The organism is Acinetobacter sp. CY81 (assembly GCF_059515925.1).
This window is the reverse complement of the sequence record NZ_JCAKNC010000006.1, coordinates 73,347-87,751: the sequence shown is the minus strand read 5'-3', so window position 1 is coordinate 87,751 and position 14,405 is coordinate 73,347. Positions and strand designations below refer to the sequence as shown.

At 40.3% G+C, this 14,405-nt stretch carries 13 protein-coding genes; 8 read left to right on the top strand and 5 right to left on the bottom strand.

Annotation, left to right across the window (positions count from 1 at the left end):
* Positions 1 to 14 precede the first annotated feature (14 nt).
* The gene (gene rpmA / locus AC5YDM_RS08980) at positions 15 to 272 is read right to left on the bottom strand and encodes a 50S ribosomal protein L27 (protein WP_496126940.1); all 258 of its coding nucleotides are present in this window, start codon (positions 270 to 272) and stop codon (positions 15 to 17) included.
* A gap of 18 nt (positions 273 to 290) precedes the next feature.
* Entirely contained in the window at positions 291 to 602 is a 312-nt protein-coding gene (gene rplU, locus AC5YDM_RS08975) for a 50S ribosomal protein L21 (protein ID WP_496126941.1), read from the bottom strand.
* Positions 603 to 1,044: 442 nt separating this feature from the next.
* Here rplU and sdsA point away from each other — a divergent pair, with 442 nt between their 5' ends.
* From sdsA to AC5YDM_RS08935, 8 genes are all read left to right on the top strand, one after another.
* Complete coding sequence (gene sdsA, locus AC5YDM_RS08970; RefSeq protein ID WP_496151776.1) at positions 1,045 to 2,022, top strand: All-trans-nonaprenyl-diphosphate synthase; 978 nt, start codon at positions 1,045 to 1,047, stop codon at positions 2,020 to 2,022.
* An 18-nt stretch (positions 2,023 to 2,040) separates the two neighbouring features.
* Positions 2,041 to 4,095, top strand: coding sequence for a site-specific recombinase (locus AC5YDM_RS08965; RefSeq protein WP_496151775.1), 2,055 nt, complete (start codon positions 2,041 to 2,043; stop codon positions 4,093 to 4,095).
* A gap of 160 nt (positions 4,096 to 4,255) precedes the next feature.
* Positions 4,256 to 4,894, top strand: a complete 639-nt coding sequence (locus AC5YDM_RS08960) for a phosphatase PAP2 family protein (RefSeq protein ID WP_496151774.1) — start codon at positions 4,256 to 4,258, stop codon at positions 4,892 to 4,894.
* Positions 4,894 to 6,168 (top strand): efflux RND transporter periplasmic adaptor subunit, encoded by a 1,275-nt coding sequence (locus tag AC5YDM_RS08955; RefSeq protein WP_496151773.1) that lies wholly within the window; start codon positions 4,894 to 4,896, stop codon positions 6,166 to 6,168. The genes AC5YDM_RS08960 and AC5YDM_RS08955 overlap by 1 nt, the downstream gene beginning before the upstream one ends.
* An 11-nt stretch (positions 6,169 to 6,179) precedes the next feature.
* The gene (locus AC5YDM_RS08950; RefSeq protein ID WP_496151772.1) at positions 6,180 to 9,356 is read left to right on the top strand and encodes an efflux RND transporter permease subunit; all 3,177 of its coding nucleotides are present in this window, start codon (positions 6,180 to 6,182) and stop codon (positions 9,354 to 9,356) included.
* Positions 9,356 to 10,801, top strand: a complete 1,446-nt coding sequence (gene adeK / locus AC5YDM_RS08945; protein ID WP_496151771.1) for a multidrug efflux RND transporter AdeIJK outer membrane channel subunit AdeK — start codon at positions 9,356 to 9,358, stop codon at positions 10,799 to 10,801. The genes AC5YDM_RS08950 and adeK overlap by 1 nt, the downstream gene beginning before the upstream one ends.
* A 105-nt stretch (positions 10,802 to 10,906) precedes the next feature.
* Positions 10,907 to 11,266, top strand: coding sequence for a YbjQ family protein (locus AC5YDM_RS08940; RefSeq protein ID WP_496151770.1), 360 nt, complete (start codon positions 10,907 to 10,909; stop codon positions 11,264 to 11,266).
* A 3-nt stretch (positions 11,267 to 11,269) separates the two neighbouring features.
* Complete coding sequence (locus AC5YDM_RS08935) at positions 11,270 to 11,713, top strand: YbjQ family protein (RefSeq protein ID WP_496151769.1); 444 nt, start codon at positions 11,270 to 11,272, stop codon at positions 11,711 to 11,713.
* A 33-nt stretch (positions 11,714 to 11,746) separates the two neighbouring features.
* On the opposite strand, the gene AC5YDM_RS08930 is transcribed toward AC5YDM_RS08935, so the two are convergent.
* The 3 genes from AC5YDM_RS08930 to AC5YDM_RS08920 all read right to left on the bottom strand — a co-directional run bounded on the left by AC5YDM_RS08930 (position 11,747) and on the right by AC5YDM_RS08920 (position 14,369).
* On the bottom strand, positions 11,747 to 12,763 hold the full coding sequence (locus AC5YDM_RS08930) for a hypothetical protein (protein WP_496151768.1): 1,017 nt from the start codon (positions 12,761 to 12,763) through the stop codon (positions 11,747 to 11,749).
* Positions 12,764 to 12,836: 73 nt separating this feature from the next.
* Positions 12,837 to 13,640, bottom strand: coding sequence for an SDR family oxidoreductase (locus AC5YDM_RS08925; RefSeq protein WP_496151767.1), 804 nt, complete (start codon positions 13,638 to 13,640; stop codon positions 12,837 to 12,839).
* Positions 13,641 to 13,697: 57 nt separating this feature from the next.
* Positions 13,698 to 14,369, bottom strand: coding sequence for a hypothetical protein (locus AC5YDM_RS08920; RefSeq protein WP_496151766.1), 672 nt, complete (start codon positions 14,367 to 14,369; stop codon positions 13,698 to 13,700).
* Positions 14,370 to 14,405: the final 36 nt, after the last annotated feature.

The window sequence follows — 14,405 nt, the reverse complement described above, 5'->3', positions numbered from 1 at the left end:
ATGACTATTAAAACTTATACAGTTTCAACAGATACATAACGACGGCCAAATTGACCTTTAACTTCAAATTTGATCACGCCATCAGCGGTAGCAAATAAAGTGTGGTCACGACCCATACCAACGTTTGGACCAGCGTGGAATTCAGTACCACGTTGACGAACGATGATGTTACCAGCAGTCACAGCTTGACCACCGTACATTTTAACGCCTAACATTTTTGGGTTCGAGTCACGACCGTTACGTGTCGAACCACCAGCTTTTTTAGTAGCCATGTGTCAAAATCCTCGTAATTAGCCTGAAATAGTCGTAATTTTCAACTCGGTAAACCATTGACGGTGACCTTGTTGTTTACGGTAGTGCTTACGACGACGCATTTTAACAATACGGATTTTGTCGTGACGACCGTGGCTAACTACTTCAGCAGTTACTGTAGCGCCAGCAACAACTGGAGCACCAATTTGAATGCTTTCGCCGTTTACTAGCATCAATACGTCATCAAACGTAATTGTTGAACCAGTTTCAGCTTTTAACAATTCTACTTTAAGGGTTTCACCCTCAACAACACGGTGTTGTTTACCACCGGTTTGGATAACTGCGTACATAATGTACTCCAACAGACCCGTGTCGTCGTGCCGATAAAGGAAGATACCGATCTTAAGACGAGCGCCACTGGGGTTAATTCAAGGAGATGGATTTTAAGTGATATTCAAATAAACAACAAGGTCTTTTACCTAATTCTTCACATAGATCACTTTTGAAACAGCATCCAGTTTAAAAATAAATTAAATCGAACGTTTTTTCTTTAGCGTTTTGTGAACATCGCATGGTTTTTGCATGAAGTTCGGCTAGTATGTGTCCAAAATTAGCTTTCGTACAATAAGAGCAAAAAAGGCATCGTTCCAAACAAAAAAACTTAGTTTGGACATATAAACAACAAATCATTATGATTCTGCGTGTTAACACATTTCACAAGCGACAAAACTTGCTGTTAATTGTTACACTACTGAATGATTAGAACGCATTTTGACAAGGATTCCATTCACCATGGCCATCGACTTTCAGCAAGATATCCTTTCCCCTGTAGCATCAGAATTTGCCGCAATGGACAAGCTGATTAATGAAGGAATTAGCTCTAAAGTCGCTTTAGTAATGTCCGTAAGTAAACATGTCGTAGAAGCTGGCGGTAAACGCATGCGCCCCATTATGTGTCTGCTTGCTGCGCGTGCTTGTGGTGAAACTAAACTTGATCAAGCTCAATGTCTAGCTGCAATCATCGAAATGTTACACACAGCGACCCTTGTTCATGATGATGTCGTGGATGAATCTGGATTACGCCGTGGCCGCCCAACGGCAAATGCAACATGGAATAATCAAACAGCGGTATTGGTCGGTGACTTTTTGATTTCACGTTCATTTGATCTTTTGGTCGATCTGAACAATATTACGTTACTGAAAGACTTTTCAACAGGGACATGTGAAATTGCAGAAGGTGAAGTTTTGCAACTGCAATCTCAACACCAAGCAGATACTGACGAAGCAACTTATCTCAGTATTATTCATGGCAAAACATCACGCTTGTTTGAACTTGCAACTGAAGGTGCTGCGATTTTGGCAGGTAAAGAAGAATTTCGCATTCCTTTGCGTCAGTATGCTGGTCACTTCGGTAATGCCTTCCAAATTATTGATGACATTCTAGATTACACGTCAGATGCAGATACTTTAGGTAAAAATATTGGTGATGACCTTATGGAAGGTAAACCCACACTTCCACTGATTGCAGCCCTACAAAAAACCACAGGTGAAGATCACCAACTCATTCGGAAAAGCATCACTTCTGGTGGTATCGAACATTTAGAACGTGTGATTGAAATTGTTCATCAATCTGGTGCATTAGATTACTGTCGTCAACGTGCGATTGAAGAAACCAATGCTGCCCTTGATGCTTTAAAACGATTACCTGAAACAACTTATCGACAAGCGCTTCACAATTTGGCGTTGCTTGCCTTACATCGAATTCAATAATTAGACTCTCTTTTGCTTATGCATATAAATTTTAATGATATATTTTTAAAAATGCAGGAGCAGCTTGAACTCAGTCCAGCTGCTCTTGATGAAAGTCTCATCATTGAATTGGTCGAACGTATTAGGCCAACTGATAGCTATAACATTGAAGAAAGTAAAAAAAAATTCCAAGCGCTAATTCAGGCTTTATTAATCACCCCCACTGCAGCCAATACATTCCAAGCCTACTTAGTCACATTGATCAACCGATATAAACAAACAGGTTTATATGCTGATAGTGGTATTTTGTCTTTAGATGGTTTTTGGAACCAATTGGGGCAGCGCGTAGGGGCGCATTTTCTACCCTTATTGACGGATGAAACGGATCTTAAGGATTTAGTTCATCGAGTTTTCCACCAAAGAAGTGATAAATATTGGTTAGAAAATATTGCGACTGATCAATGGCTGCAGTTTTTTCAAATATTGAATCAAAACAAAAGTCATGTTGATGCCAAAATTGGTATTCGCCGCCATATTATCAAAGCCATTACAGTTTTATCTTATCGAATTAGTGGTATTGGCCTTTATCCAGAATTCATTAATGCACAACCTGAACTGACGGAATACGAATCCCCCTTTCTTGTTCAAAACCGGGAAATTATCGAATTTATTGAAGCCTATAAAAAAATCCACCGCGATACTGTCGATCTAACAGATATGGTGTTACCAGATGCTGATCAAGCTTTGGTGATGATTGATCAATGTCGTGAAGTTGTTCTAAAAATTCGTCGTGCCACCAAGCGTATTGGCGTGAGCTTAAGTTTGACTTATTTATTGTCACTACTTGAACAATGTCTAGATCGAATCGAATTATTATTGGTCATTCTGACTGAGCAAAATAAAAATCAGTATTTAGCCCTTGCTGACCTGACTCAAGATCTAGTTGCTGCCCACTATGTTGAAAATAGTGTGCGAGAACTCCTTAAAACCAATAGTGAGCTAATCGCACTACAAGTGACTGAAAATGCCAGTAAAACTGGTGAACATTATGTAAGTACCGATAAAAATGGCTTTTTGGGTATGTACAAATCAGCAGCGGGTGCAGGTGTGATTATTGCGACTATGGCTACGCTCAAGATTTTATCTGCCCGTTTAAGCATGGCACCGTTAATGCAAGCCTTTGTATATAGCATGAACTACTCTTTAGGTTTCATGCTAATTCATGTTTTGCACTTTACTGTTGCAACCAAACAACCTGCAATGACTGCAGCAGCACTTGCCTCAACTGTTCAACATCGTAAAGGTTCAAAGACGACACAGATCGCTGAGCTCGCTGCGCTGATTATCAATATCATTCGGACTCAGTTTGTTGCAATCCTTGGCAATATTTCAATTGCTATTCCCACGGCTGCACTCATTACGTTGATGTGGCAGTTTGCACTAAATGAACCTTTGTTAACGCACGGTAAAGCATCTCATCTGTTACATAGTCTCAATCCCTTTACATCTCTGGCAATTCCACATGCTGCAATCGCTGGAGTCTGTTTATTTTTCTCAGGTTTAATCGCAGGCTACTTTGACAATATGGCTGTTTACCGAAAGGTTGGTCCGCGTCTAAAAGCACACTTAAAGCTAAAAAATCTAATGGGGACAGAGCGATTAGAGAAATTTGCTAACTATATTGAACGCAATTTAGGTGCTTTGGCGGGTAATTTCTTATTCGGTATCATGTTGGGTAGTATGGGAACAATTGGTTTCATCTTAGGATTACCCCTTGATATTCGTCATATTGCATTTGCATCTGCAAACTTTATACAAGGCTTGCTGAGTATTAATGGCTCTCCTGAGATTGGTTTAATTATCGTTTCATTCTTAGGGGTTTTGCTAATTGGATTAACCAACTTATTTGTCAGTTTCAGTTTAACGATTATCGTTGCACTTCGTGCACGTCGGGTTCGTTTTGAACAATGGAAACCATTGGCCAAATTAGTATTTACTCATTTTGTGACGCGACCTTTAGATTTCTTTTGGCCGCCAAAACAACCTTTAGAAGTGAATGACACTAATTCAGTAAATCAAAAAACTAATCATTAAAATATATGTTGTTTTTTGTGCAAAAGATGATATGAACTAGAAAAGAATTTAGTATTAAATTGGATTTTGTCTAACTTGAAAAAAAGTGTACTGGCGAGTACACTTTGGAGCATTAATTCATCAGAAATAATGCATGTATAATAGCGAAGGTCATTTATAAATGCCTTACATATTGATTTTAATAGGCTGTTTCGGATTAGCCATCAGTATTTTTGGATTATACAATCCTCAGATTCAGCATTTTGATATTGCCACTTTGACATGGATGGATGAGCATCGAACTCATTTTTTAAATGGGATTAATGTCTTTTTATCTCATATCGGTGGCTTACCCAGCATGCTGATCGTCTGTACTATATGGTGCTTTATACTATTTCAATCAAAAAAAATTGCTCAAATTTTGTTTATCAGTTTAAGTTTAATCGGTAGTTCAGCTTTAGGTTGGTGTCTAAAGTGGTTTTTTAATCGACCTCGACCAGATGCAATTTATGCTTTAACTGAAACGTATGGTGCATCGTTCCCGAGTGCACACAGTATTTATGCAACAGTTTTATCCTGCTTAATCATTTTTATTTTTTATAAACATGCTTATGCAAGAATCATCATATTCCTCGCCTGTATATGGTTTGTAGGAATGGGCATGTCCAGAATCTATCTGGGTGCTCATTACCCTACCGATGTCCTTGCAGGTTGGAGTATTGCTTTGATTTGGGTGTCGTGCCTTTGGCTGTATTTTTCGCCATTACAAATCAGCAAAAATAAATTATTTTTAGAGAAAAATCTAAACGAGGTGGAATAATGATGTCGGCAAAGCTTTGGGCACCTGCCCTCACTGCTTGTGCTTTAGCAACAAGTATTGCACTTGTGGGTTGTAGTAAAGACCCTAAAGGTGCAGAGCAAGCAGCTGCTGCTCAACAAATGCCTCCGACTGAAGTTGGTGTCATCGTTGCTCAACCACAAAGTGTTGAACAAACTGTCGAACTCTCAGGTCGTACATCTGCATATCAAATTTCAGATGTCCGCCCTCAAACCAGTGGTGTTGTCTTAAAGCGTTTATTCGCTGAAGGTAGCTATGTTCGTGAAGGACAGCCATTGTATGAAATCGACTCAAGTACGAATCGTGCAAACTTAGATAGTGCAAAAGCATCTTTGGTTCGCCAGCAAGCAAACTTAAATGCGTTGCAAATCAAAGCAAATCGCTATAGTCAACTTGTTGGAATCAACGCTGTATCTAAACAAGAATATGACGACATCAAAGCACAGGTACAACTTGCTCAAGCAGATATTGCTACTTCACAAGCTGCTGTAAAAAATGCGCAGATTTCTTTAGGTTACTCTACCGTTCGCTCACCTATTTCTGGTCAGTCTGGACGTTCAAGTGTAACTGCTGGTGCTTTAGTGACCGCTAGCCAAGAAAATCCATTGGTGACGATTCAACAACTTGATCCGATCTATGTTGATATCAATCAATCTAGTGCGGAGCTATTACGTTTACGTCAACAATTGAGCCAAGGCACGATTGATCGTAGCAATAACACTAAAGTTCGCTTAAAACTTGAAGATGGTAGTTTCTACAATGTTGAAGGTAACCTTGCATTTTCAGATGCCAGCGTGAACCCTGACACAGGTACAGTGACTCTCCGTGCAGTATTCTCAAACCCTAATCATTTGTTGCTTCCAGGTATGTTTACCAATGCACAAATTGTTCAGGGTGTAATTCCAAATGCAATCCTTGTTCCTCAAGTTGCGATTACTCGTACACCGACAGGTCAAGCGACAGCGATGATCGTGAATGCAAAAGGCATCGTTGAAGTTCGTCCAATTGAAACTGCAGGTATCCACGGTAAAGATTGGATCGTGACCAAAGGTTTACAAGCAGGTGAAAAAGTCATCGTTGATGGTGTTGCGAAAGTAAAACCTGAGCAACAAGTTGTGGCTAAGCCTTTCCAAGCGCCCGTTGCAAAACCTCAAGGTGCTCAACCTGCACAGCAGCCTGCTTCACAACCAGCAGCAGATCAGCCTGTAGAAAAAACGGAAGACAAACCTGAACAAAAAGCTACTTCAAATGCGTAAGGGGTAGACTCATGGCTCACTTTTTTATTCATCGCCCCATTTTTGCATGGGTGATTGCATTGGTCATTATGTTGGCGGGTATTCTCACCATCACTAAAATGCCAATTGCTCAGTATCCAACGATTGCTCCGCCAACCGTGTCAATCTCTGCGACTTACCCTGGTGCTTCTGCTGCAACTGTTGAAAATACAGTGACTCAGATCATCGAGCAGCAAATGAATGGTTTGGATGGTCTCCGTTACATCTCGTCAAACAGTGCGGGTAACGGTCAAGCCTCAATTACATTAAACTTTGACCAAGGTGTAGATCCAGATATCGCACAGGTTCAAGTTCAAAACAAATTACAGTCCGCAACTGCACTTTTACCTGAAGACGTTCAACGTCAAGGCGTAAAAGTAACAAAATCAGGCGCGAGCTTTTTACAAGTATTGGCATTCTACTCTGAATCTGATGCTTTAAATGCAAATGACATTAAAGACTATGTGAACTCAAATATTTCAGAACCACTGAGTCGTGTTGCTGGTGTAGGTGAAGTACAGGTCTTTGGTGGCTCTTATGCAATGCGTATTTGGATGGATCCATCCAAAATGGCAAACTTGAAAGTAACGCCAAGTGATATTGCTGCTACATTACGTACACAAAATGCGCAAGTCGCAGTCGGTCAGCTTGGTGGTGCACCTTCGATTGAAGGGCAAGTATTGAATGCGACCGTTACGGCGCAAAGCTTACTTGAAACGCCTGAACAGTTTGCCAACATCTTCTTAAAAAACACAGCGAATGGTGCCCAAGTTCGTTTAGGTGATGTTGCACGTGTTGAATTAGGTGCAGACAACTATGCCTTTGATTCAAAATTCAATGGCAAACCTGCTGGCGGTGTTGCGATTAAACTTGCAACAGGTGCGAATGCGCTAGACACAGCCAATGCTGTAGAAGAACGCTTAGTTGAATTACGTAAAAACTATCCAGAAGGTATGGTTGATAAACTCGCTTTTGATACCACACCATTTATTGAACTATCGATTAAGAGTGTTGTTAAGACCTTAATTGAAGCGATCATCTTGGTATTCTTGGTGATGTTCCTGTTCTTGCAGAACTGGCGAGCAACGATTATTCCAACGATGGCTGTACCTGTTGTTGTACTGGGTACATTTGCAGTAATTAACTTGTTCGGTTTCTCAATCAATACCCTCACGATGTTTGCCATGGTTCTTGCTATTGGTCTACTGGTCGATGATGCGATTGTTGTGGTGGAGAACGTTGAACGTGTGATGACTGAAGAACATCTTGACCCAGTGAAAGCGACTGAAAAGTCGATGACACAGATCTCAGGCGCATTGATTGGTATTACCTCTGTATTGACTGCGGTATTCGTACCAATGGCATTCATGGGTGGTACAACAGGTGTTATTTACCGTCAATTCTCAATCACGCTTGTTACTGCAATGGTTCTTTCGTTAATCGTTGCATTGACATTTACCCCTGCACTTTGTGCAACTTTGCTCAAACAGCATGATCCAAATAAAAAACCAAGTAATGGCATTTTTGCCCGTTTCTTCCGTTGGTTCAATGATGCCTTTGAGAGACTGTCTGTCAAATATCAAAACGGTGTAAACCGTATGACTCATGCTAAGCTTTTTTCAGGCTTAGTGTATGCAGTCGTGATTGCAATCATGGGTTATTTATTCACAACACTACCTTCTTCTTTCTTACCAGACGAAGACCAAGGTGTTGTAATGACATTGGTACAATTACCACCAAATGCAACGCTTGAACGTACTGACAAAACCATTGATGCAATGACCCACTATTTCCGTGAAAACGAAAAAGACTATGTGGAGTCAGTATTTAGTGTTGCAGGTTTCTCGTTCACAGGTGTAGGACAAAACGCTGGCCTAGCTTTCATTAAGTTGAAAGATTGGAAAGATCGTACGAGCAAAGAAGCGCAAGTCGGTTCAATCATTCAGCGTGGTATGGCGCTCAACATGATTGTAAAAGATGCAGCTTACATCATGCCTTTACAGCTTCCTGCAATGCCTGAATTGGGTGTAAGTGCTGGGTTTAACTTACAGTTGAAAGCTGCTGCGGGTCAAAGTCACGAACAGCTATTGGCTGCACGTAATGCGATCTTAGGTATGGCATCTCAAGACAAACGTCTGATGGGTGTCCGTCCAAATGGTCAAGAAGATACACCGCAGTACCGTGTCCTTGTCGATCATGCACAAGCTGGTGCGATGGGTGTCAGCATTGCTGAAATCAATAGTACGATGGGTATGGCTTGGGGTGGTTCTTATATCAATGACTTCGTTGATCGTGGTCGTGTGAAGAAAGTCTATGTCCAAGGTCAATCCGATGCACGTATGATGCCTGAAGACTTAACCAAGTGGTACGTTCGTAATAATCAAGGCACGATGGTTCCGTTCTCGGCATTTGCTACAGGTGAATGGACTTATGGTTCTCCACGTCTAGAGCGTTATAACGGTGTGTCTTCAATGAACATTACGGGTACTCCTGCTCCCGGTGTGAGCTCTGGTGATGCCATGATTGCTGTAGAAGAAATCGTTGCGAAGCTTCCATCTATGGGCTTACAAGGTTTCGACTATGAGTGGACAGGTTTATCTTTAGAAGAACGTGAATCTGGTGCGCAAGCTCCATTCCTATATGCGCTTTCTCTACTGATTGTATTCCTATGTCTAGCTGCACTATATGAAAGCTGGTCAATTCCATTCTCAGTACTGTTGGTTGTACCTTTGGGTATTGTCGGTGCGCTTGGATTAACATTCCTTGGTATGGTGTTCTTCAAAGACCCTAACCTATCGAATAACATTTACTTCCAAGTCGCCATCATTGCCGTGATTGGTCTCTCCGCGAAAAATGCGATCTTGATCGTAGAATTTGCAAAAGAACTTCAAGACAAAGGTGAAGAACTGTTTGAAGCGACATTACATGCATCTAAAATGCGTTTACGTCCAATCATCATGACGACATTGGCATTCGGTTTCGGTGTACTTCCGCTTGCCTTAGCTTCTGGCGCAGGTGCAGGAAGTCAGCACTCTGTCGGATATGGTGTACTTGGTGGTGTAATCAGTTCTACACTCTTGGGTATCTTCTTTATTCCAGTGTTCTACGTTTGGATTCGAAGTATTTTCAAAGCTAAACCAAAACAAAATCAACAGGAGCATATTTCGTAATGCAAACTTTATGGTCTATTACAGGTCGTAGCATTGCGGTATCTGCACTTGCGCTTGCTTTGACTGCATGTCAAAGCATGCGTGGTCCAGAACCAGTCGCTCAAGCCAATATTCCGGGTGCTTACCTAGGCAATGCTTCAGGTACTTCGATTGCAGAACAAGGTTATAAAAACTTTTTTGCAGATCAACGTTTGGTCCAAGTACTCGATTTAGCCTTAGCCAACAACCGTGACTTACGTACAGCTGCTTTGAACATTCAACGTGCTCAACAGCAATACCAAATTACATCAAATAATCAGTTACCAACCATTGGTGCAAGTGGTGATGTATTACGTCAAGATCAAGGAGCTGGTGCTCAGACTCGCTACAATGTGGGTCTAGGTGTAACCGCTTATGAACTTGATTTTTGGGGTCGCGTACGTAGTCTAAAAGACAATGCGCTTGATAACTATCTTGCGACTGCCAGTGCGCGTGATGCGACTCAAATCGCATTGGTTGGTCAAGTGGCTCAAGCTTGGTTAAGCTATTCATTTGCGAATGCGAATTTAAAACTTGCAGACCAAACTTTAAAAGCTCAACTTGATTCTTATAACCTCAACAAAAAACGTTTCGATGTGGGTATCGACAGTGAAGTTCCTGTTCGTCAGGCTCAAATCTCTGTAGAAACTGCGCGTAATGACGTTGCAAATTATAAGACTCAAATTGCTCAAGCACAGAACTTACTCAACCTTTTGGTCGGTCAAACTGTGCCAAATGAGTTATTACCGAAGCAACGTTTAACACGCGTGACCAATGCTTCTGCATTAACATCAGGTCTACCGAGTGATCTACTCAACAACCGTCCAGATGTTAAGTCGGCTGAATACCAACTCAGTGCTGCGGGTGCGAATATTGGTGCTGCTAAAGCACGTTTATTCCCAACCATTAGCCTAACGGGTTCTGCAGGTTATGCATCGACTGATTTAAGTGACTTGTTTAAATCTGGTGCATTTGTATGGGCCGTAGGTCCAAGTCTTGATATTCCAATTTTTGATTGGGGTACACGTCGCGCGAATGTGAAAATTTCAGAAACAGATCAGCAAATTGCTTTATCTGATTATGAAAAATCAATTCAATCTGCTTTCCGTGAAGTGAATGATGCATTAGCGGTTCGCCAAAACATTGGTGATCGTCTAACAGCTCAACGCCGTTTAGTCGATGCAACCAATACCACGTATAAGCTTTCAAATGCACGCTTCCGCGCTGGTATTGATAGCTTCTTAACCGTATTGGATGCGCAACGTGGTTCTTATGCTGCTGAACAAGGTCTATTGTTACTTGAACAAGCCAACTTAAATAATCAAGTTGAGTTGTACAAAACTTTAGGTGGCGGTGTTAAAGCGACTTCGGATCAAACCATTCAATATCAACCTTCAAGCTCAGATTTAAAATACAATAAAAAATAAGTATTTTAGTTCTGAACTAAAAAGCTCACTTCGGTGAGCTTTTTTGATTGCATTTAAAGGTTCAATTTCCTATCTTAAATCAACTTTTAAAAATGAATCAGTTCAATGATCTTAAGTAATCTAGAAAGCGTTCCTGGTCACAGCATTAGCAAACAACTCGATGTGGTCTATGGCAGTACTGTACGTAGTAAACACGTCGGTCGTGATTTTATGGCAGGTTTAAAAAATATTGTTGGCGGTGAACTCAAAGGCTATACCGAATTGTTGGAAGAATCTCGCCAAGAAGCCATGGATCGTATGATCCAAAAAGCCCAAGCAATGGGCGCAAATGCAGTTGTAGGTATTCGTTTCTCTACCTCCAATATTGCACAAGGTGCCTCTGAACTTTTTGTTTATGGAACGGCTGTTCAGGTTGTTGCAAGCCCGTCCACTGCTTTACCTGATCCATTTCCAAATCAAGGATAAGTTATGGATGGATTATTGTTTAAAATCGGGATTACACTGATTCTTTTTTGCATTGGATGGGCTTTCGGTCGGCACATTGAACGCAAACATTTAAATGAACTTGAAGAAAGAGAACGTGAACTTGCTTATATTCAAGTCGATACTAATCGTTTTGCAATTTCGGAATCTACAGGTCAACTGGTGAGTAGTAATGTGGTGCTCTCTCACGACTATTTCAAATACATTATCTCGATGATCCAAAGCCTGCTCGGCGGACGTTTAACCACTTATGAAACTGTGGTTGATCGCGCACGTCGTGAAGCCATGATTCGCTTAAAACTTGAAGCACAAAAAATGGGTGCGAATCACATTATGGGATTACGTTTAAGCACCACTGAAATGGGCATGGAAGGCGGTATGGTTGAAGTGTTTGCTGTTGGGACAGCAATTCAAAAGAGAGACAACTAATCTCTCTTCTGCCCTGCAATTAGCATTTATCGTTTAACTTGCTTTACACAATGTATTTTCAAACTCTTCATAACTCATATTTTCATTGCGACAAACTTTAAAGCAAACTTCATTAAATTTCTTTTCATCAATATTTGGATCATGATAACTAAATGCAACATCTCCAGCATAAGCACGTGCCAGATCTTGCACTACAACGTCAGCTTTACATCCATATAAAGTTGGACATGCCTTTAATGTTCCTTCGTAATACTCTTTACACTGAGTCGGTTCGACATCCACTGTATTGGACTTTTGCATCGACACATTTAAACCATTTTCATTCATTAGAAGAAAATATTGAAGTTTTCTAAATGGTTTTAAGTCAATCTCAAGTCCTGAGTGATTGATACGAGCCAATTGATCATTGTAAGAATTATGATCATCTGAGATTAACTCTGCATTTCCAGCTTTGTCGACTTTGATAAAGGTATAGTTTACAGGCATATATGCGCCACTGCCCTTATGTGCAATCACTTCGATCAAATAATCCTTCGCAATAAATGCTCCCGTAAATACAGTCGATTCAACACTGGTCAGCAACTTACCTTTCACTAAAACACAATATCCAAAACATTGATCTTTGAATCTAGCTTGATCGCCTTTAAAATCATCAACAGGATTAAATTCAGCTCGCCATTTAAAATCACCGATTTTATTCGGGCTATAAGGTAATTTATCAACATCTGAATCTTGAGGATTTTGACTGTAATACTCAGACTTCAGCAATCCTTTTTCATCAAACAGTGCTTCGATCGGTAACCATCCCTCATTTTGTCCTCGCACAACGACTTCAGTACTCGCCGCTTCAACTTCTGGTTCAATTTCAACAGATTCAGCGACTGATTCTGATGCAGTTTCTAGTTCTTTTTTAGGCTGTTCGAGTGGTGAGATGTCATCATTTTTTTGAGTTTCCTGTTTAAAATAAAAATAAGCCACTGTACCGATTGCACCAATGAGTGCGAACAAAATGATGGCTATTCCCCATTTGTTAAAATTATTCTTTTTCATTTCTTATAATCTCGATACATATTAAAAAAGCCACTCTAATAAGTGACTTTTAAATAGTTAAATTTGATAAAACTTACTTCACTTTCGTTTTACGAATCATTTTATAAAGTGTTTTAGGCGATAAACGAGATACCCAAACCCCTAATTTTTCCTTCGCTTTACTCACGACAATAAACTCTTCATTGTTTAAAAGTGCGGTAACCGTCTGACGTGCAAAATCATCAGCATCCAAACCGTTTTCAATCACTTCATCTTGATGACCTTGTGGCTTACCTTCACCATTTAAAGCATTAAATGACACATTGGTTTTAACAAAACCTGGAAAGACCACCGACACCCCAACACCTTGATCAGCCACTTCTGCACGTAGACTATTTGCCCACATATGAATTGCGCCTTTAGCAGCTGAATAAGTCGCGCGATACTGAACACCCAACAGACCTGCAACACTGGAAATAAAAATCACACGTCCAGACTGTTGCTTTAACAGCGTAGGCAATACCGTCTTGGTCAAGAACACTTGCGAGAAATAATCCACTTCCATGATGGCACGTTCAGTTTGCATCGTTGTTTCAGCAATCAAAGCACGCTGGCTCAACCCTGCATTGTTAATCAACCAATCAATACGACCTTTGGCTTTCAAAACTTCTTCATAAGCATGGCGCACTTGATTTTCATCAGTAATGTCCACGGTAATTGAAATATGCTGTTCAGGGTTGGCTAAACTCAAACGTACTTTTTCCAACTCTTCAACACGACGTGCACTCAAAATTAACACAGCACCTTTTGAAGCACATTCAGTCGCCAAAGCTTTACCTAAACCAGAAGATGCGCCAGTGATCCAAACCACTTTATTTTGTAATTCTGAAGATGCCATGTCTATTTCCTTATATGTGATGCTAAACCGAAGATCTAGCTTCAAATCAATGATGTATTAGCTGGCTTTATTGTTATCACCCTTGTCTAAGAATGCAACAAAATGGTCAAAATATTTACCAATGGTTTGTGCATCATAAATCGTACTGAGTTTATCAAAACGTTTATAGCCAATACCTGTGGTCAAGCTAATCACACCATCTAAGGTTTTGTTGACCACCATATTAAATTTTAATAATTTTTTAGGTTCACGAATCAAACTGGTTACGCCCTGATCCACCACTTGAGTGAATGCTTTGAGACCTGGTTTTACATAGGCTGTATTGCCTTGTTTCAACTGCTCAGCACAACCTAATAATTCTTCAACGACAACTTTATCGACGGGATAGGTAATATAACCTTGATCATTTCTACGTTTCATTAAACCATTAACATGGTTCACCATCGGTAAAAGTCGATCATTGCCAAAAAAAGACACCGACCAAGGCATATATTTAGTGATTGCATCTTTCACTTGTTTGAGTACTTTTTCAGAATCACCATCTTTAGAACTTGATTGATTGACCAAACTGCCAAAAGCTTGATCGATAAGTTCACATGCAATATTAGAAATATTGTCGCCTAAATATTTGGATTGTGGCTCTCGATCATTGTTATTTAATTTTGTGTGGATATTTTGAAATTGCTGGTAGGTTTCAGGTTTTAGTTTTAATTCAACGGTATAGCTCATATTTTTAAGACCTTTTTGATGTTTTTATTTAAATTT

Coding starts and splice junctions, on each gene's coding strand:
- rpmA (WP_496126940.1), bottom strand. CDS start 272: ATGGCTACTAAAAAAGCTGGTGGTTCGACACGTAACGGTCGTGACTCG.
- rplU (WP_496126941.1), bottom strand. CDS start 602: ATGTACGCAGTTATCCAAACCGGTGGTAAACAACACCGTGTTGTTGAG.
- sdsA (WP_496151776.1), top strand. CDS start 1,045: ATGGCCATCGACTTTCAGCAAGATATCCTTTCCCCTGTAGCATCAGAA.
- AC5YDM_RS08965 (WP_496151775.1), top strand. CDS start 2,041: ATGCATATAAATTTTAATGATATATTTTTAAAAATGCAGGAGCAGCTT.
- AC5YDM_RS08960 (WP_496151774.1), top strand. CDS start 4,256: ATGCCTTACATATTGATTTTAATAGGCTGTTTCGGATTAGCCATCAGT.
- AC5YDM_RS08955 (WP_496151773.1), top strand. CDS start 4,894: ATGATGTCGGCAAAGCTTTGGGCACCTGCCCTCACTGCTTGTGCTTTA.
- AC5YDM_RS08950 (WP_496151772.1), top strand. CDS start 6,180: ATGGCTCACTTTTTTATTCATCGCCCCATTTTTGCATGGGTGATTGCA.
- adeK (WP_496151771.1), top strand. CDS start 9,356: ATGCAAACTTTATGGTCTATTACAGGTCGTAGCATTGCGGTATCTGCA.
- AC5YDM_RS08940 (WP_496151770.1), top strand. CDS start 10,907: ATGATCTTAAGTAATCTAGAAAGCGTTCCTGGTCACAGCATTAGCAAA.
- AC5YDM_RS08935 (WP_496151769.1), top strand. CDS start 11,270: ATGGATGGATTATTGTTTAAAATCGGGATTACACTGATTCTTTTTTGC.
- AC5YDM_RS08930 (WP_496151768.1), bottom strand. CDS start 12,763: ATGAAAAAGAATAATTTTAACAAATGGGGAATAGCCATCATTTTGTTC.
- AC5YDM_RS08925 (WP_496151767.1), bottom strand. CDS start 13,640: ATGGCATCTTCAGAATTACAAAATAAAGTGGTTTGGATCACTGGCGCA.
- AC5YDM_RS08920 (WP_496151766.1), bottom strand. CDS start 14,369: ATGAGCTATACCGTTGAATTAAAACTAAAACCTGAAACCTACCAGCAA.